The organism is Natronorubrum sediminis (genome assembly GCF_900108095.1).
Taxonomy (GTDB): Archaea; Halobacteriota; Halobacteria; order Halobacteriales; family Natrialbaceae; genus Natronorubrum; species Natronorubrum sediminis.
In genome coordinates, this window is record NZ_FNWL01000001.1 from 1,138,289 (window position 1) to 1,154,707 (window position 16,419).

A 16,419-nucleotide genomic window follows, 5' to 3' on the forward strand; every position below is an offset into this window, starting at 1 on the left:
CCCCGACGTTACACTGAGTTGGGCAGACTCGAGGACGGACTCCGCTCGTCCTGTTGACCTTGATCGTCCTCGTCGGATTGGCCGCGTTGGGCACAGGCCGCCTCGTAGCGTTCGGCGACGTCGTCCCAGTCGACGACGTTCCACCACTCGTCGATGTACGCATCGCGTTCGTTCTGATACTGGAGGTAGTAGGCGTGCTCCCAAACGTCGAGGGTCAACAACGGCGTCGAATCCTGATGGGCGAGGAGGTGTTGGCTCTCGACTTGACCGATTATCAACTCGTCAGCGAGGGGTTCGTAGAACAACATCGCCCAGCCGACGGATTCGACGTCCGCCGCGGTCTGAGTGAACTCGTTTCGAAACGCCTCGAACGACCCGAACGACCGGTCGATCGCATCCGCGAGGGTACCCGTCGGCTCGCCGCCGCCGTCGGGTGCCATATTCTCCCAGAAGATCGCGTGATTGACGTGTCCCGAGAGGTTGAACGCCAGATCGCGTTTGACGGCTTTGATCCCCTCAAAATCGTCGGCCTCGCGCATCTCCTCGAGTTCCTCGAGCGCGTCGTTCGCGCCGTCGACGTAGGCCTGGTGGTGCCCCGAGTGGTGAAGTTCCATGATCTCTCGGTCGATGTGCGGTTCGAGCGCGTCGTACTCGTAGGGAAGGTCCGGTAGGTCGTAGCTCATAGGGAGTGGATCGTCGTTCGCGTCGGGTTCGTCGTTTGCAGCCGTCGGAAGGGCGGTACTCGCGAGCGCGGCGACGCCCGCCGTGAGGCCGACTGACTCGAGAAACGCCCGGCGGTCGGTCGGAAACGCTGCGTCGTCATCGTTCGGCATTCACGACTGTCCTACCAGCGGACCTTTGTTCAACGCGGCGCGCTCACACGCAAGCCATTGTTGACATCCTCCCCGCCCTAAAGGGCGAGGATTCCCGAGCGTTGGGATATTACGGTTCGCAATCCGCCTGTTCGCCCGGTGCGAAACGCCCCGAGGTTTGATTGAACAAGTAGGCTACTGGCCGTGCCAAACGACCGTTACTCATATCCCCCATAGGAGGATTCTGAGTTATCTTTCTCCGGATATTCACCGCACCATTCACGTCCGCGTTCATCGTCACACCACACGGCTCACACACGTACAACCCACGCTCCACACGATTCGCATCACGCTTCCGTCCACAACACGAACACGTCTTCGACGTATCTTGCTCCGACTTCCGGTCAACGAGTATACCGTGTTCTTCTGCCTTGTATTCGAGCAACGTGGTGAATCGGTCGAACTCCCATCCGTGGAGTTTCTTGTTCCCACGCTTCCCCCAATTTCGAGACTCGCCGTTTTCGTCCTCTCGAATCCTGCTCAAGTCACCGATAGCGATGCGACCGACCTCGTGGTCGATACACTGCTCAACGACGTGTTTGGCAAGTGCGTGGAGGAAGTGATTTTTCCGCCGAGACAATTTCTGACGAGCGCGAAGCGCACGTTTGGAGGGGCCGTTCTCTCCTTCGGTATCGTACTCGTCGCGGGTGAAGTAGTGCTTGTCTTGCTTCAGTACGTTCCCCGGATACAACTCAGCGTCACCATCATCGTAAGCGATGGCGAGGTAGTTCTTGATTCCGAGGTCGATGCCAGCGGTGTTGTCGCCGGGGGCGTCCTCGGTGAGGATTTCGACCTTGCAGACGAGGTGGAGTTCCCAACGGTCGCCGTTCCACACGGCTCTGACTTGTTGGATATTCTTCACGACCACATCGGGTCGCGTCTCGTATTTTACGAGGATGAAATCTGAGCGGTGGTTCTTCAGGTTGAATCCCTTGCTCAGACGGAGTTTGTTGTGTTTGGAATCGTGTTTGATACCGTTTTGTTTCCACGTTACAGTGGAGCGTGGGTGTTTGTCGCCATGTTTGCGGTATCCGGGTGGATTCGCGTCTGTGTCGCCTTTTTCACGCTTTTTGAACCAACCGTTGAACGACTCAGCAAGCTCTTCTAGAACTCGCTGACTTGACTGAGAATGTAGGTCACTGTATCGTTCGTGGTCTTTTAATTCGCGCTTGAGGTCGGCTTCAGAGGGAATCTCTCCGGTTTCATCCCATTCTTGTTGGGTGTGGTAGCGGGCGACGTTCCACAGTTTGGATGCTGAGTGTCCGCAGTCATCGAGGTCGTCACTCACTTGGGAGTGGTTGACGATTTTCGCTCGATATGTGCGGGTTGTCTCCAGCATCTGACTGTGTTCATAAGTACTTATGAACGGTTCTGTGTTAAATATAGTGGTTGAGTGTGGAATATCCGGCAATGCAGTTATCGGTGGTCGGTGTCATTCAGTGACGGCGCGTATCCCCGCCGTAAACGGCGAAGTTTTGCGCCTGTTCAGTAGATAAGATGTACAGACAGATAGGTGTGGAATAATCACAGACGGAGACGGGAACGGCGTACGACGCTCGCTCGAGTCGATCGGTGACGAGCGTCTCGCAGGAACCTACCTCGAGCGAAACGACCAACTTGTCTCCCGGTGTCGTCGACCCATGAAGGATTTTCACGCCCACACGAACTACTCCGACGGGGAATTTCTCGAGCGGATGGTTCGGGCCGCCGAGTCCGCCGGCCTCGAGGGTATCGGGTTTACGGACCACTGTACCGTCTCGGAGCGGGCGCGACCAGCGACCGAGCGCGGCGTCTACGGCTTCAATCTCGATCTGACCTACGAGCGGCGACGGCGAGCAATCGAGACGCTTCGCGAGCGAGCGGGCGTCTCCATCGAGATTTACGACGGCGTCGAGATGGATTACGATCCGCGAGACGAGGGGGCGATTCGAGACTTTCTCGAGACGGCGGACTTCGAGTACGCACTTGGAAGCGTCCACGCCGTCGACGGCAAGAACGTGCAGGTCCCGTCTCATTTTCGGGGCGAATCCGACGCACACCTGAATTCGATCGTCGACACCTACTTCGATACCCTCGTCTCGCTGATCGAGTCGGAACTGTTCGACGTCGCGGCACACGTCGACCTGCTCGAGCGAACGCCGCCACTGCGCGGACGGGCGACGATGGATCACTACGATCGGGTGGCACGGGCGCTCGCGGACTCCCGGACGGTGCCCGAGATCAACGCCGGACGCGCGCTCGCCGAGATGGACGTCGTCCATCCCGACGCGGCGTTTCTCGAGATCCTCCAGGAGTACGACGTGGCCGTCACCGTCGGCTCCGACTCCCATCGTCCCCACGAACTCGGCGACCGCGCCGACTTCCTCGAGGCGTTCCTCGAACGTCACAACCTCGAGGTCGTTGCCCCGCCGGGGCTTCGGGAGTGACCCGTCTCGATGGCGACCGAACGCTGTCACCCCGTAGCGGGCGGCGTTCAGAGAAGACAGATCAGCGGCGCGTGTCCGCCGGCCGATCAACCGGCCGCCTGGCGGACTGAACGGGTGAAGGTGTCTCGGGGAACCCGGAAGAAGCAAGCACTGCAGGGCCCGAAGCGCCCGAAGCGCACAGCGAGTCCCGGGACCCGAGACTACCGAGGGCTTTCGGAGTCGTATCGATTCTCGCACGTCCGTAGCTGAATACTACTCCTCGCTGTGGGGAATACCCTTTATGCGACGGGTGCGAAGCACTCCCTTATGAGCGATGGATCGCCACAGGGAACCGCCGCGGACGCGTTCGCTACCAGCGCACAGGCGGAACACGGCGACGCGATCCGCGACCTGATCGTGTTCGGCGACGCAGTGGGCCCCGAGACCCACGGCATGCACACTGAACTCGAGGCCTTGGTCGTCCTCGAAGACCACGACGAGGCGACCGAACGAGCGCTCGAGGCCCTCGCCGAGACGGTCGGTCTCGAACACGGCGTCGTCACGAGCGTCTACGTGCTCCCGGCCCAGCGACTAGCAGAACAGGAAGATCACCCGCTCGTACAGACGGCGTTCGAGGAAGGGCGATCGTATGTGTAGGGACGGCCAGCCCGCTGGGACGAGATCGCTAACGAACTCGGAGAGAACGGCTGCCGACGCCAAAACCGCCGGAGGGAAGGCGTGACGATGCGCGTGAGCCTCCTCGGGACCGGAGATACGACCGGCACGCCGACGGTCGGCTGTGACTGTGACACCTGCGAGCGAGCACGCGAGGAGGGCCTCGAGCGAACCAGATTTTCGGTACACGTCGAGAACGAACGCACCGACGAGTCGCTATTGATCGACTTCAGTCCGGACTTTCGCTACCAGTTTCTTCGCGACGGCGTCGCCCTCCCCGACGCGGCGATCATCACGCACGTTCACTTCGATCACCTCGACGGACTGGGGAACGTCTTTCGCGTCGTCGACTCGTTGTCCGTCTACGCCGCGGACGAAACCGATCCGCGGACCGGTGAAAGCGTCGCCGAGACGATCCGGACGGATTACCACTACCTCGACCGAATCGACGTCCACTCGACGACGCCACTCGAGGCAGTCCGGCTCTGTGGGTTCGACGTGACGCTCGTCCCGGTCGAGCACCCGCCACTCGTCTGTTATGGCGTCGCGATCGAGGACCCCGAAACGGGTGCGAAGCTCTCGATCACCGGGGATACGAGCTACAACGTCCCGCAGGAATCTCGAGACGTCCTCGCAGACCCGGACCTGTTGCTCGCCGATGCGATCGTTCCCGCCTCACTCTGTGAGCACCACCCCGCCGGCGGTCGCCACGAGAACGCGGACGGCGTCCCGCGAACGTTCGGGACGAAGCACATGACGCGGGAGGGTGCCCTCGAGTTGGCAGCCGAATTGAACGCCGATCGAACGCGACTCGTGCACCTGGCACACTACTATCCGGCCGCGGAAGCGTTCGAAGCGCCACTCGCAGTCGACGGCGAGCAGTATCGACTCACGCCAGCGGGAGTATCGCAGTCGGAGACAGATCGACCGGGGAAAATATGACAGCTGGTCGAGATACCGTCGACGGCCCATAGACACGGACTATCCTCGTCGCAGTGAACACCCAGACAACTATCAGTCTCGTTGGAGATAGGTTGATTCATAACCGTCAATTACGTGTGGACGGACATGGGAGCACGCGTTTCCTCGATAAGCAGCGGAGTTGACGGATTAGACACGATACTCCGCGGCGGGCTCGTCACCGGTCGACTGTATCTCATCCAGGGACAACCGGGGACTGGAAAGACGCTCCTCGGTATGCACTTTCTCGAGAAGGGCCTCGAGAACGACGAGACGGTGTTGTTCATCCACGGTGAGGAGTCCCACGAGGAAATCCTGGCGAACGGCGAAGCGCTCGGGATCGATATCGCCGACGCCGAGTTTCTCGATTTAGGGCCGGACTCGGACTTCTTCGTCGAGGACTACTCGTACGACCTGGTCAATCCGAGTGACATCGAACGCGACCGGTACACCCAGGACATTCACGAGGCGATCCGAGAAATTGATCCCGATCGAGTGGTCGTCGATCCGATTACGCAACTGCGCTACGTCGAGGCGAACGACCACCAGTTTCGAAAGCGCATCCTCGCGTTCATGCGGTTTCTCAAACAGCGGGAGGTCACCGTCATCGCCACCGCGACGTCGTCACCAAAACAGGAGTACGATACAGAGGTCCGCTCGTTGAGTGACGGGATCGTCAGGGTTACTCGAGGGAACGGTGGCCGGCGCATCCAGGCCGAGAAACACCGGGCACTCGGCCAGATGGAAGGCGACCACGGGATGGAAATTCGAGGCGATGGTATCGAAATCTTCCCGAAACTGGTTCCAGAACAATACGATCATCCTTTCGATCCGGACCAACTACGGTTTGGTATCGACGAACTCGACGAACTCATCGGCGGCGGATTCGACGAGCAAACCGTGACGTTCATCAGCGGCCCCTCCGGGACGGGAAAGACGTCGATGGCAACGCAGTTGCTGTGTCAGGCAGCCGAAAACGACCTCCGGTCGGCGGTGTATCTCTTCGAGGAGAACCACCAGACATACGAATACCGCTCGGAATCGATCGATATGCCCATCACGTCGCTTCGAGATGACGGGATGGTCGATGTCACCGAAGTCGAGCCACTCGCGATCTCGGCCGAAGAGTTCGCACACATGGTCAAACAGCAAGTCAGTCAGCAGGAGACGGACATCGTCCTGATCGACGGGATCGACGGCTACACCATCACGATCCAAGGCGACAAGAACGAGCTCTTGCGGGAACTCCTCACACTGACGCGCTATCTCAAGAGTCGCGGTGTAACCGTCGTCATTACGAACGAAATTTCCGAAATTACGGGCATCTCCCGGGCGACGAGCGGGAACATCAGCTACGTCGCAGACAACCTCATGTTCCTCAGTTACGTCGAAATGGACGGGAGCCTCCAGAAAGTCGTCGGCGTCCTGAAAAAGCGAACCGGCGGTTTCGAACGGAGCCTGCGCGAGTTCTCGATCACCTCCAACGGAATCCGCGTCGGCGAACCGCTGACCGGCCTCTACGGAATCCTCCAAGGGTCACCACGAGCCAGCGAACCGTCAGACCAGTTCCAACGCGAATGAATCGACTACAACATACCCCTATTGTGCCGCCCAACACGTATGAACTCGAGTGATCGTCAGCAAACGATTCAGTTGCTCGTCGGTGAGGACGGGAACCGCGCTGCAGTCCGTGAACTCCTCTCCGAGCACTACGACGTCATCACCGACCAGTCGGTCACGGAGGCCGATTGCTATCTCGTCGACGATTACACGTTTCCCGAACACCACTCAGACCTCCTCGAGCGAGTCGAAGACGCCTACCCAGTGTTCTGTCCGGTTGTCGCTATCCGACGGGAAGACAGCTCACTTCGGCTCACGTTGCCCGATCCGGGCGACCGTGAACCACCGCTGTTGGTCAACGAGACCGTCGACGCACCGATCGATCCACCCGTCCTCTTTCGGCGACTGGATACCCTGCTCACGCGACGACAGCAGTCGCTCGAGCTTCGTCACTACATCACGCGGCTCAAGGAGTCGAACAAGTCACTCGAGCAATTTGCATACGCAGCCTCACACGACCTCCAGGAGCCGCTCCGGATGATCTCGAGTTATCTCCAACTCATCGAGCAGCGATACGGAAACGAACTCGACGAAGAGGTCGACGAGTTTCTCGACTTCGCTATCGACGGGGCAAACCGCATGCGAGGGATGATCGACGGCTTGCTCGAGTACTCACGGATCGACACCGAAGGCGGCCAGTTGACGGAGACGGAGCTGAACGACGTACTCGAGGACGTCCAGGCCGACTTGCAGATGAAGATCGACGAACACGACGCAGCGATCACGAGCGATTCGCTCCCGCGCATCGAGGGAGATCCGGATCAGTTGCGACAGCTGTTCCAGAACTTGTTGTCGAATGCGATCGAGTACAGCGGCGACGAACAACCGGAGGTCGCCGTCGAAGCCGAACGATCGGGGACTGAGTGGCAGATCTCGGTGACCGACGACGGAATCGGCATCGATCCCGACGATCAAGAGCGAATCTTCGAGGTCTTCCAGCGCCTGCACAGCCACGACGAGTACGCCGGAACTGGCATCGGACTCGCACTCTGTAAGCGCATCGTCAAACGCCACGGCGGCCGAATCTGGGTCGACTCCGAACCCGGCGAAGGGTCGACGTTTACGTTCACGCTGCCGGCAGTCGACGCACCGCGAGGCTGACTCTCGAGTCACGGGTCACGAGTCACGGGTCACGAGTTGCGAGTTGCGAGTTGCGAGAAGTCGGAAAACGACGGGTGACGAGCCCACTCGAGACATCCGCGCATCCGTTAGACGCATCATGTCCGCTACCGACGGACGGTCAGCCGAACTGGTCCAATCCCGACTGCTGGCGGCGTTTGCCGTCCGGATTCGCCTCCCACGGCGTCCGACGCTCGCGCTCGGCCTCGAGGTCGACTGTCGGGAGCGAGTCCGTCTCCGGGTCGTACCCTGGACACGACGGGCTACACTCCGTGTTCGCGTCGACGAGACGGCCGTTCCACGCACATCGAGGCATCGTGAGGTCGCCCCCAGCAGTCGGCTCGCAGGCCCCGCACTCGGGAATATCGAAGGTTCGCCAGCCCTTGCCGTAGGCGCGTTCGGCGACGCGACGACGCTGGCGAGCCTTCGCTGCTGGCTCGACGACGGCGATATCGGTGCGACCGGGAAAGGACTCGAGCGGTTCGATTCCCGGCTCTGAGACGGGAAGCTGGTCGGGTTCTCGGAGCACTTCGACCTCGAGAGTCGACCCGTCGGCGGTCGTCTCATCAGCGGCCACCTCGTCGGCGTGCGCCGACTCCTCACGGTGGACGCGCCAGACGCCGACTTCCTCCGGAATTCGATTCAGGTGGGCGCGCGTCACGTAACTCTCCGTCGCGAGGATGACCTCGTCGACCAACCCGAGACTCACGTCCGTTCGCAGTTGAGCCTCGAGGTCGCCCGGTCGGCCGAGATCCGGTTTGTTCTCGATGCCGACGAGACGGTTGTACCAGTCGGGATATCGGGCGACCTGCCTGACGTACTCGCGTCCGTTTCGACGTTCGCGTTCGAAGAACCCGATCTCGCAGGCCCGTTCGACGGCGCGTTCGGCTCGTTCGGGATGGCAGTCGAACGCGTCTTTCCAGTAGCGAGCGCGGCCCGTCCCGACGTCGGCCTCGATCGCTGCGTCCGGAATCGTCGCACTCGAGAGGGCGACGCGATCCTCGAATTCGGGCCCCGGCTCGACGCAAACAACGTCGAGGATTCGGCCGCCGGGATTCGCGACGCTCGTGCCGAGTTGCCGGGCGAGGATTCCCTCACGACGGGTCTCGAGGTGGGCGCACAACTCGAGTTCGAACGCGAATTCGCTCACGTGTGCGTGCTATGGAGCCGATCGTGAAAAAGCGCGTGACTGGCGACACACGCCGACCTATCAACCCCATTGAGAGAGATAAAACGTGTCCGTTCTGGCCTGCCGATTCGCCCCCAGAACAGTAGGTTTATCAATCGCACGGCGGAAGCCTTACCTAAGATTACTCACCGTCTTATGGCAGGAACTCAACAACCGGAGGTGAACATCGGGCTCGTCGGTCACGTCGACCACGGCAAGACGACGCTGGTGCAAGCGCTCAGCGGATCGTGGACGGACCAGCACTCAGAGGAGATGAAACGCGGTATCTCCATTCGTCTTGGCTACGCCGACGCGACGTTCCGTCACTGCGATGGACTCGAGGAACCCGAATGTTACACCGTCGAGGAGGAGTGTCCGGACGGCTCGCCGAGTGAGCCGCTTCGGACCGTGTCGTTCGTCGACGCCCCAGGTCACGAAACCCTGATGGCGACGATGCTCTCTGGTGCCTCACTGATGGACGGCGCCGTGTTGGTCGTCAGCGCCAGCGAATCCGTCCCACAGCCCCAGACCGAAGAGCACCTGATGGCACTCGATATCATCGGGATCGACAACATCGTCATCGCCCAGAACAAGGTCGACCTCGTCGACCCCGAGACGGCGCGAGACAACTACGAACAGATTCAGGAGTTCGTCGAGGGGACCGTCGCCGAAGACGCCCCCGTCGTCCCTGTCTCAGCGGGACAGGAGGTCAACCTCGATCTGCTCATTCAAGCGATCGAAGAGGAGATTCCCACCCCAGACCGAGACCCCGACGACGATCCACGAATGCACGTCGCCCGGAGTTTCGACATCAACAAGCCGGGGACGACCCACGAGAACCTCAGCGGCGGCGTCCTCGGTGGCAGCCTGATACACGGCGAACTCGAGGAAGGCGACGCCCTCGAGATCAAACCCGGACGCGAGGTCGAGGAGGGCGGCCAATCCGAATACGTGTCGATCGAGACAACGATTCGCTCGCTGCAAGCAGGTGGCGAGTCGGTGGATTCGGCCACGCCGGGTGGCTTGCTCGGTGTCGGAACCGGCCTCGATCCGTCGTTCACGAAAGGCGACGCGCTGGCCGGCCAGTTGGCCGGTCCACCCGGATCGCTGCCACCGACCTGGCAGGGCTTTACGATGGAAGTCGACCTACTAGACCGTGTGGTCGGTGCCGAAAGCGGCGAAACGGTCGACGAGATTTCGACCGGAGAGCCCCTGATGATGACCGTCGGCACGGCGACGACCGTCGGCGCGGTCACGAGCGCCCGCGAGGGCGAGTGCGAGGTCAACCTCAAACGACCCGTCGCCGCCGAACCGGGAGCGAAGATTGCGATCAACCGCCGGATCGGTGCGCGCTGGCGACTGATCGGACTCGGAACGCTCGTCGAATAACGAACGCAACGGAACACGACGAATGAGTACGCCGACGCAAGTGGCACTCGATACGAGTGCGCTCATGATGCCGGTCGAACTGGACGTGCGGCTGTTCGACGAACTCGATCGGCTGGTCGACGCATACGAGCCGACGACACCACAGGCCGTCGTCGAAGAACTCCGTCGACTCGCCGAGAAGGGCGGAACCGAAGGGACAGCGGCGAACGTCGGCCACGACCTGGCGACCGAACGCTGTCTCATCGTCGACACGGAAGAATCGTACGCCGACGACGCGCTGGTCGAACTCGCCCGCGAGGGCGTCGTCGAGTACGTCGTCACGAACGATCGCCCGCTGTGCGACCGGGTGCTCGAGGAGTGTGTACCGGTAATTGCATTACGCGGGAGAAACAAGCTAGCGATCACTCAACCATAGATGTACAAACGGGCCAGACTGAAAGACACGGTCGAAGTACCGCCGGAGGCACTCGGTGACGTCTCGCCGAACCTCGTGAAGCGACTGCTCCAAGACAAACTCGAGGGGCGCATGGACGAAGAGGTGGGCAGCATCGTCTCGGTGACGAACGTCCACGATATCGGCGAGGGGACGGTCCTCCCGAACGAGCCGGGCGTCTACTACGAAGCCGATTTCGACGCCGTCACGTTCGACCCACAGATGCAAGAGGTCGTCGACGGTACCGTCGTCGAAGTCGTCGAGTTCGGTGCATTCGTCGGGATCGGCCCCGTCGACGGCTTGCTCCACGTCTCACAGATCAGCGACGAATACCTCGCCTACGACGGCGAGAACCAACAACTCGCCTCGAACGAGTCGAACCAGACGCTTGGCGTCGAGGACGCCATTCGCGCACGCATCGTCACCAAGAGCATCGACGAGCGCAACCCGCGTGACTCGAAGATCGGCCTCACCGCTAAACAGCCCGGCCTCGGCAAGCACGGCTGGCTCGAGGAAGAACACGAAAAGCGCGAAGCGACGGCTGAGGGTGAGTGACGATGGCATCGGATCGTCTCGTCTGTCGCGAGTGTCACCGGGTCAACGATCCTGATAACGAGACTTGCGACGCCTGCAACTCCTCGTCGCTGACCGAAGACTGGGCGGGCTACGTCGTCATCGCCCACCCCGAAGACAGCGAGATCGCAAGCGAGATGCAGGTCACCGAACCGGGCGCGTACGCGCTCAAGGTCCGGTAACGAATCGTGTCTCGCGACGAACACACGTCGGAGTCGGCCGCCGCTGACGCCGACGACCAGCGACTGGTTCTTCCAGACGAACTCCGACACGAACTCAAAGGCCCGATGGGCCCCATCGAGACCGACGCCGACGTCCTCCTCGAGGAGGTATCGGGACCGCTCATCACCGTCGGCGACGTCGTTACCTATCACATTCTCCAGGCCGGCCGTCACCCGGACGTCGCACTCGTCGACGAGCAGACGAAACGCCAGACCGTCGACGAAGAGATTCGCGAGGTCGTCACGGACGCGACGCACCTCGAGGCCATCAACCCACCCGCCGAGATTACCGCGGACGTCGTCGACGCCTTACTCGAGGGACTCGAGCGCGAGGAACCGACGACGATTCTGGTCGACGGCGAGGAGGATCTGGTTGTCTTGCCTGCGATTCTTGCGGCACCCGACGGCGCGAGCGTCGTCTACGGCCAACCCGACGAGGGAATGGTCCACGTCACCGTCACCGAGGACGTTCGCGAGGACGTTCGCGCGTTGCTCGAGCGCTTCAAAGGCGACGCGACGTGGCTGTGGGCTGCGCTCGACGCGTAAGGAACGATTTCTCAGGCGGCGTTATTCAACGACGGTGTGCTCGAGGACACCGATCCCCTCTATTTCGAGTTCGACGGTTGAGCCGTCCTCGAGCCACTGGCCGAGTTCTAATCCGCAGCCTTCACCGACCGTCCCGCTGCCGATGACGTCGCCGGGGGAGAGCGTCTCCGATTGGGAGATGTGTGCGATGATAGCCGCGAAGGAGTGGTACATCTCGTCGACGGTGCCCTCGGACCAGACCTCGCCATCGATACGGGCGGTCATCGGCGCCTCGAGCACGTCGATGTCGTCCGCGGGGACGACGTAGGGCCCGAGGCCGTTCGCGAAGTCCTTCCCCTTCGCCGGCCCCAGGCGAGCGGCCATCTCTTTGCCCTGCATGTCTCGAGCGCTGAAGTCGTTGAAAACGGTGTAGCCGGCGATATAGTCCTCGGCCTCGTCGGCCGGGATATCTCGCCCTCGCTTACCGATGACGGCTGCGATCTCGAGTTCGTAGTCCATGATCGACGAGTATTCGGGCCACTGAACGGTCGTATTCGGGGAGACGACGCTGTCGGCGTTGCCCTTGTAGTAGACCGGGATGTCGTACCAGACGTCGTCGATGTCGCCGTCCATGCTGTTCTGGACGTGTTCCTCGATGGCCATACAGTCTCGAAGTGAGTTCGGACGCGGCAGCGGGGAGAGCAGGTCGTACTCATCCGGTTCGTAGCGGATCTTCGCCCCGCCGGGACCGCGCTCGGCGTCGGTTTCGGACGCGTACTCGAGGGCGTCTCTGGCGTCCGCGAGAGCGTGGTCCCCGCGCTCGAGGAAGGCGATCATCTCCGGGGGGACACGGGCGTGTGCGAGGTCGATGGGTGCAGGTTCACCCTCGGCCTCGAGGCGGGCAGCGGTGGCGGCGGTGAGGTCGACGAGAGTTGCCTCCCCAGCGACGGCTGCGGGGCGTTCGCTGGCCTCGAGGACAGCACCGATTCGTTCGACGGGGCCGACGGGTGTCTCGACCTCGAAGGTCGCGAGCTTCACGGCTGCTCACCGCCAGTCTCGGAAGCCGTCTCATCGTCGCCGGTGTCGGCGCTCGAGTCATCCTCACCAGTGTCCGTATGGGTGGTATCGTGGGCCTCCGACTCGAGGAGAGCAACGGGGCGAACCCAGCCACCGCTTCCGTCTTCGATCGAAATCGGGAACGCGACGAGCGGGATATCGGTCTGCCGAGGCAGTCGATCGAGGTTCGCCATCTTCTCGATCTGGCAGTACTCCACGTCGCGGCCAGCGAAGTGCGCCGGCCACAGTTCGGCGTCGTCGCCGGATTCGGCGTAGCGCTCGCCCATCGCAGTGAACGGTTTGTCGAAGCCGTAGGCGTCGGTGCCGATCACCTTCACGCCCTGCTCGACGAGAAATTTCGTCCCCTCGCCGCTCATGCCGGGAAAGCGCGTGAGGTACTCGGGGGTGCCCCACAACTCGTCGGCTCCCGTCTGAATCAGAACGATCTCGCCGGGGGAGAGGTCGTGGTTCAGATCCGCGAGGGCGTCCTCGAGGTCGGCCACCGAAATCTCCTCGCCCGGGTTTTTCGAGCGGAAATCGAGCACGACCGCGTTTCCACGACACCACTCGAGGGGGACTTCGTCGATGGTTTTCGCCGGTTCCCCATCGACCTCGGGGCCGTAGTGCCAGGGGGCGTCCATGTGGGTTCCCGCGTGGGGGATCGCCTCGACGTCCTCCCAGGCGAGGCCCATCCCCTCGGGAAAGTCACTCGCATCGACGTCGTGGCCGAGGGTTCGAAGGTTCGCCGCGAGGCGTTCGGCGCCCGCCTCGTGATCGAAGGCCTCGATCGACGGCGGCGTCGGTTCGCTCGGCGAGCCGTCCTCGAGGCCGATACTCAGGTCGATCAGCGTCGCGTCGCCGGCTGTCAACGGACTGGTCATACTACCTCCGATTCGGGGCGGATATTTGAAGGTACGTGACAGAATCGACCGATCGTCGCTCGACGATCCGTGAGAATGCGTCGTCCGTCCAACCGACACAAAAAGCGGCGAGCGCTCACAGTGGGGACTCGCCCAGTGAACGTCGGGCGGAGCGTTTTCCGATGCGAGGTCGAAACTCGAGTCATGGCGACCATTGCCCGATTTTCGATCCCAGCGGATGACTTCCCGTTGGGTCGTATCTTCGACGATCTACCGAATACGACGGTCGAAATCGAGCGCGTCGTCCCGACCGAACAGGACCTGCTCCCCTATTTCTGGATTACAGACGGAGAACAGACGGACGTTCAGGGGTTCTTGACGGCCGAACCCGCGTTCGAGTCGGTAACGCGAGTCGACGCGCTCGACGGGCGCGAACTCTTCAGAGCCCACTGGAACACCGACGTAGAGGGCGTCCTCACTGCGATCCTCGAGAGCAAACTCACGGTGTTGTCTGCACTCGGTACGCACGAGCGGTGGACGTTCGAGTTCCGGGCCGACGATCCCGATCAAATTTCGGCATTTCATCGGACGTGTGCTGACTACGATATCGCCGTCCAACTCGAGCGACTACAGTCACTCGCGGAGAACCAACCGACCCACTCGCACGGACTCACTGCGAATCAACACGAGGCGTTGCTTCTCGCCTTCAACGAGGGCTACTACGATCAGCCGCGAACGACGAATCTCGAGACGCTCGCCGATCAACTCGATATTTCACGATCTTCGTTCAGCGACCGTCTGCGTCGCGGGTATTACAATCTCCTCGAAAATACGATCGCACATACATACACGGCCAATAACGCGGAATAATTCGATCTGTTGTAAACCCCCCTGCATAATTGCAGGGAAGGTCCATCCCCATCCGCTTCTTAGACCTCTACGTTAATGAGCAGCGAAGCCAGTCGTGGTGGTGATGATGATTCGACGACAGCGTTCGAATACGACGTGAATTCTAACGAAACGATGATCGAAGCGGTCCTCACGGCTGTCAGTGCCGTGACGAACGTTCCGCTGTTACCCTCGGAGACCGACGACTCGAGTACCGGCCGTCGCGAATCACTACCCCCACTGTACAACGCGATTGACCCCGAGGCACTGGGCAGTCTAACGCCCGATACAGCCGACAACACAGCTGAGTGGCGACTCACGTTTTCCTACGCCGGCTGTGAGGTGACGGTTACCGACTCCGAAACGATTCACGTAAGCGAGCATCCAATCGGCTGAATCGCGGGTGTTCCCAGCGGGTCGTCTGATAGGCCGTCCACTGCGTCGAGACGCGACTTCGAGGAGGGTTTGGGTGTGGACGCCGGCGAGAGAATCTCGAGAAGCTATTTACCTGCCGGCGAAAATCACCAGAACATGTACGACTTCGTCGTCGTCGGCGTCGGTCCGCCGGGGGCGCGCTTCGCTCGCCGGGCCGCCGAAGACGGCTACGACGTGCTCGCCCTCGAGAAAGGACAGATTGGCGAGCCACTGGCTTGCTCGGGGCACGTGAGCACGGATATCTGGGACTTTACCGGCGAAGGCGCACGCGAATCACTGTTTCAAAACGAGATCTACGGCGCACGATTCCACGTCGACGGTCCGGAAAGTGACGCCTACCCCTTCTACAAACAAGAGGTCGCCTCGAACGTCATCGACCGCGTCGGACTCGACCGACACCTCGCCGACCTCGCTCGCGAGGCGGGCGCAGACGTTCGCGAGGGGCACACGGTCACCGACGTCACGGAACACCGCGACCGCGTCACGGTCGTCGCCAACGGCCCCGATGACACCCTCGAGTTCGAGGCGAAGATGCTCGCCGGCTGTGACGGCCCGCGCTCTCGAGTCCGCGAGACGCTCGGTCTCCCCGAACCGGAGGAACTCCTCCACGGCGTGCTCGCGTTCTCCGAGGAGGAAGACCACCAGGACTTCGTCGACGTCCACCTCACCGCGCCGACGTTCTTCGCGTGGCGGATACCCCGCGGCGACGCCGGCGTCGAGTACGGCCTCGCGGCTCCGCCGGGTGTCGAGGTGACCAAACACTTCGAGGAGCTCATCGACGGCTACGAGATCGACGTCTCCCATCGCTGCTCGGGGGCTATCCCCATCGGCCCGCCGGATCGCGTCACGAGCCGTCGCGCATTCCTCCTCGGCGATGCGGCCGCCCAGACCAAGCCCTTCACCGGCGGCGGCATCCTCTACGGCATGACCAGCGCCGACCACGCCGCCCGCGAGATCGATCCCGATCGGCCGACCACCCTCGCGGCCTACGAACACGCCTGGCGCGAGGACTTGGCGCGCGAGCAGACGCTCGGCCACCTCCTCCGTCGAGCGTACTCGCTGCCGGCACCGCTCCAACACGTCGGCCTCGGCGCGCTCTCCGGTGAGATCGGCGTCCACATGGATCGGCCCACCTCGCTCGTCTCGCCGGCCCACCTGCGGACGGTGCTCTCTCGGCTGCTCTCCTGAGGAAGTCGGTCAGTTATTCTCGAGAATGCCCC

Annotated in this window: 18 protein-coding genes; 13 read left to right on the plus strand and 5 right to left on the minus strand. The window is 61.8% G+C overall.

The window, feature by feature from the left end; genetic code table 11:
- Window positions 1–8 precede the first annotated feature (8 nt).
- Together BLW62_RS05580 and BLW62_RS05585 are read right to left on the minus strand one after the other, a co-directional pair.
- Window positions 9–833: a superoxide dismutase gene (locus BLW62_RS05580; protein ID WP_090505922.1), complete on the minus strand. Its 825-nt coding sequence runs from the start codon at window positions 831–833 to the stop codon at window positions 9–11.
- A gap of 109 nt (window positions 834–942) precedes the next feature.
- Window positions 943–2,211 carry an RNA-guided endonuclease InsQ/TnpB family protein gene (locus tag BLW62_RS05585; protein WP_090505924.1) on the minus strand — a complete coding sequence of 423 codons (1,269 nt, stop codon included), beginning with the start codon at window positions 2,209–2,211 and terminating at the stop codon, window positions 943–945.
- Between the two features lie 301 nt (window positions 2,212–2,512).
- On the opposite strand from BLW62_RS05585, the gene BLW62_RS05595 reads away from it, so the two are divergent.
- The 5 genes from BLW62_RS05595 to BLW62_RS05615 all read left to right on the plus strand — a co-directional run bounded on the left by BLW62_RS05595 (window position 2,513) and on the right by BLW62_RS05615 (window position 7,633).
- Window positions 2,513–3,298 carry a PHP domain-containing protein gene (locus BLW62_RS05595; RefSeq protein WP_090505928.1) on the plus strand — a complete coding sequence of 262 codons (786 nt, stop codon included), beginning with the start codon at window positions 2,513–2,515 and terminating at the stop codon, window positions 3,296–3,298.
- Between the two features lie 306 nt (window positions 3,299–3,604).
- Window positions 3,605–3,934, plus strand: coding sequence for a hypothetical protein (locus tag BLW62_RS05600; protein ID WP_090505930.1), 330 nt, complete (start codon window positions 3,605–3,607; stop codon window positions 3,932–3,934).
- An 87-nt stretch (window positions 3,935–4,021) separates the two neighbouring features.
- The gene (locus tag BLW62_RS05605; protein ID WP_090505932.1) at window positions 4,022–4,894 is read left to right on the plus strand and encodes an MBL fold metallo-hydrolase; all 873 of its coding nucleotides are present in this window, start codon (window positions 4,022–4,024) and stop codon (window positions 4,892–4,894) included.
- 126 nt (window positions 4,895–5,020) lie between these two features.
- Window positions 5,021–6,493 carry an ATPase domain-containing protein gene (locus BLW62_RS05610; RefSeq protein WP_090505934.1) on the plus strand — a complete coding sequence of 491 codons (1,473 nt, stop codon included), beginning with the start codon at window positions 5,021–5,023 and terminating at the stop codon, window positions 6,491–6,493.
- A gap of 39 nt (window positions 6,494–6,532) precedes the next feature.
- Window positions 6,533–7,633 carry a sensor histidine kinase gene (locus BLW62_RS05615; RefSeq protein WP_090505936.1) on the plus strand — a complete coding sequence of 367 codons (1,101 nt, stop codon included), beginning with the start codon at window positions 6,533–6,535 and terminating at the stop codon, window positions 7,631–7,633.
- Window positions 7,634–7,772: 139 nt separating this feature from the next.
- Here BLW62_RS05615 and BLW62_RS05620 read toward each other — a convergent pair whose 3' ends face one another.
- On the minus strand, window positions 7,773–8,801 hold the full coding sequence (locus tag BLW62_RS05620) for a DUF5787 family protein (protein ID WP_090505938.1): 1,029 nt from the start codon (window positions 8,799–8,801) through the stop codon (window positions 7,773–7,775).
- A gap of 174 nt (window positions 8,802–8,975) precedes the next feature.
- Here BLW62_RS05620 and BLW62_RS05625 point away from each other — a divergent pair, with 174 nt between their 5' ends.
- Genes BLW62_RS05625 through BLW62_RS05645 form a run of 5 tightly spaced genes read left to right on the plus strand, consistent with a single transcriptional unit; the run spans window position 8,976 to window position 11,981 of the window.
- Entirely contained in the window at window positions 8,976–10,208 is a 1,233-nt protein-coding gene (locus BLW62_RS05625) for a translation initiation factor IF-2 subunit gamma (protein ID WP_090505940.1), read from the plus strand.
- A 22-nt stretch (window positions 10,209–10,230) separates the two neighbouring features.
- Complete coding sequence (locus BLW62_RS05630) at window positions 10,231–10,623, plus strand: PIN domain-containing protein (RefSeq protein ID WP_090505942.1); 393 nt, start codon at window positions 10,231–10,233, stop codon at window positions 10,621–10,623.
- Window positions 10,624–11,196 carry a DNA-directed RNA polymerase gene (locus BLW62_RS05635; protein ID WP_076579934.1) on the plus strand — a complete coding sequence of 191 codons (573 nt, stop codon included), beginning with the start codon at window positions 10,624–10,626 and terminating at the stop codon, window positions 11,194–11,196.
- A 2-nt stretch (window positions 11,197–11,198) separates the two neighbouring features.
- Window positions 11,199–11,396 (plus strand): transcription elongation factor subunit Spt4, encoded by a 198-nt coding sequence (gene spt4 / locus BLW62_RS05640; RefSeq protein WP_090505944.1) that lies wholly within the window; start codon window positions 11,199–11,201, stop codon window positions 11,394–11,396.
- Between the two features lie 6 nt (window positions 11,397–11,402).
- On the plus strand, window positions 11,403–11,981 hold the full coding sequence (locus tag BLW62_RS05645; RefSeq protein WP_090505946.1) for a GTP-dependent dephospho-CoA kinase family protein: 579 nt from the start codon (window positions 11,403–11,405) through the stop codon (window positions 11,979–11,981).
- 21 nt (window positions 11,982–12,002) lie between these two features.
- On the opposite strand, the gene BLW62_RS05650 is transcribed toward BLW62_RS05645, so the two are convergent.
- Together BLW62_RS05650 and BLW62_RS05655 are read right to left on the minus strand one after the other, a co-directional pair.
- Complete coding sequence (locus BLW62_RS05650) at window positions 12,003–12,998, minus strand: fumarylacetoacetate hydrolase family protein (RefSeq protein WP_090505948.1); 996 nt, start codon at window positions 12,996–12,998, stop codon at window positions 12,003–12,005.
- Entirely contained in the window at window positions 12,995–13,897 is a 903-nt protein-coding gene (locus BLW62_RS05655; RefSeq protein WP_090505950.1) for a cyclase family protein, read from the minus strand. The genes BLW62_RS05650 and BLW62_RS05655 overlap by 4 nt, the downstream gene beginning before the upstream one ends.
- A 183-nt stretch (window positions 13,898–14,080) precedes the next feature.
- Here BLW62_RS05655 and BLW62_RS05660 point away from each other — a divergent pair, with 183 nt between their 5' ends.
- The 3 genes from BLW62_RS05660 (at window position 14,081) to BLW62_RS05670 (ending at window position 16,387) form a co-directional block, all read left to right on the plus strand.
- Window positions 14,081–14,746: a helix-turn-helix domain-containing protein gene (locus tag BLW62_RS05660; protein WP_090505952.1), complete on the plus strand. Its 666-nt coding sequence runs from the start codon at window positions 14,081–14,083 to the stop codon at window positions 14,744–14,746.
- A 75-nt stretch (window positions 14,747–14,821) separates the two neighbouring features.
- Window positions 14,822–15,160, plus strand: a complete 339-nt coding sequence (locus tag BLW62_RS05665) for a HalOD1 output domain-containing protein (protein WP_090505954.1) — start codon at window positions 14,822–14,824, stop codon at window positions 15,158–15,160.
- 135 nt (window positions 15,161–15,295) lie between these two features.
- A complete protein-coding gene (locus BLW62_RS05670; protein WP_090505956.1) occupies window positions 15,296–16,387 on the plus strand; it encodes a geranylgeranyl reductase family protein in 1,092 nt (363 codons plus the stop codon).
- The last annotated feature ends 32 nt before the right edge of the window (window positions 16,388–16,419 follow it).

Bases quoted from the DNA above. Each gene is read 5' to 3' on its own strand.
- BLW62_RS05585 (WP_090505924.1), bottom strand. From the start codon at position 2,211: ATGCTGGAGACAACCCGCACATATCGAGCGAAAATCGTCAACCACTCC.
- BLW62_RS05625 (WP_090505940.1), top strand. From the start codon at position 8,976: ATGGCAGGAACTCAACAACCGGAGGTGAACATCGGGCTCGTCGGTCAC.
- BLW62_RS05655 (WP_090505950.1), bottom strand. From the start codon at position 13,897: ATGACCAGTCCGTTGACAGCCGGCGACGCGACGCTGATCGACCTGAGT.
- BLW62_RS05595 (WP_090505928.1), top strand. From the start codon at position 2,513: ATGAAGGATTTTCACGCCCACACGAACTACTCCGACGGGGAATTTCTC.
- BLW62_RS05615 (WP_090505936.1), top strand. From the start codon at position 6,533: ATGAACTCGAGTGATCGTCAGCAAACGATTCAGTTGCTCGTCGGTGAG.
- BLW62_RS05635 (WP_076579934.1), top strand. From the start codon at position 10,624: ATGTACAAACGGGCCAGACTGAAAGACACGGTCGAAGTACCGCCGGAG.
- BLW62_RS05610 (WP_090505934.1), top strand. From the start codon at position 5,021: ATGGGAGCACGCGTTTCCTCGATAAGCAGCGGAGTTGACGGATTAGAC.
- BLW62_RS05665 (WP_090505954.1), top strand. From the start codon at position 14,822: ATGAGCAGCGAAGCCAGTCGTGGTGGTGATGATGATTCGACGACAGCG.
- BLW62_RS05630 (WP_090505942.1), top strand. From the start codon at position 10,231: ATGAGTACGCCGACGCAAGTGGCACTCGATACGAGTGCGCTCATGATG.
- BLW62_RS05670 (WP_090505956.1), top strand. From the start codon at position 15,296: ATGTACGACTTCGTCGTCGTCGGCGTCGGTCCGCCGGGGGCGCGCTTC.
- spt4 (WP_090505944.1), top strand. From the start codon at position 11,199: ATGGCATCGGATCGTCTCGTCTGTCGCGAGTGTCACCGGGTCAACGAT.
- BLW62_RS05580 (WP_090505922.1), bottom strand. From the start codon at position 833: ATGCCGAACGATGACGACGCAGCGTTTCCGACCGACCGCCGGGCGTTT.
- BLW62_RS05605 (WP_090505932.1), top strand. From the start codon at position 4,022: ATGCGCGTGAGCCTCCTCGGGACCGGAGATACGACCGGCACGCCGACG.
- BLW62_RS05600 (WP_090505930.1), top strand. From the start codon at position 3,605: ATGAGCGATGGATCGCCACAGGGAACCGCCGCGGACGCGTTCGCTACC.
- BLW62_RS05660 (WP_090505952.1), top strand. From the start codon at position 14,081: ATGGCGACCATTGCCCGATTTTCGATCCCAGCGGATGACTTCCCGTTG.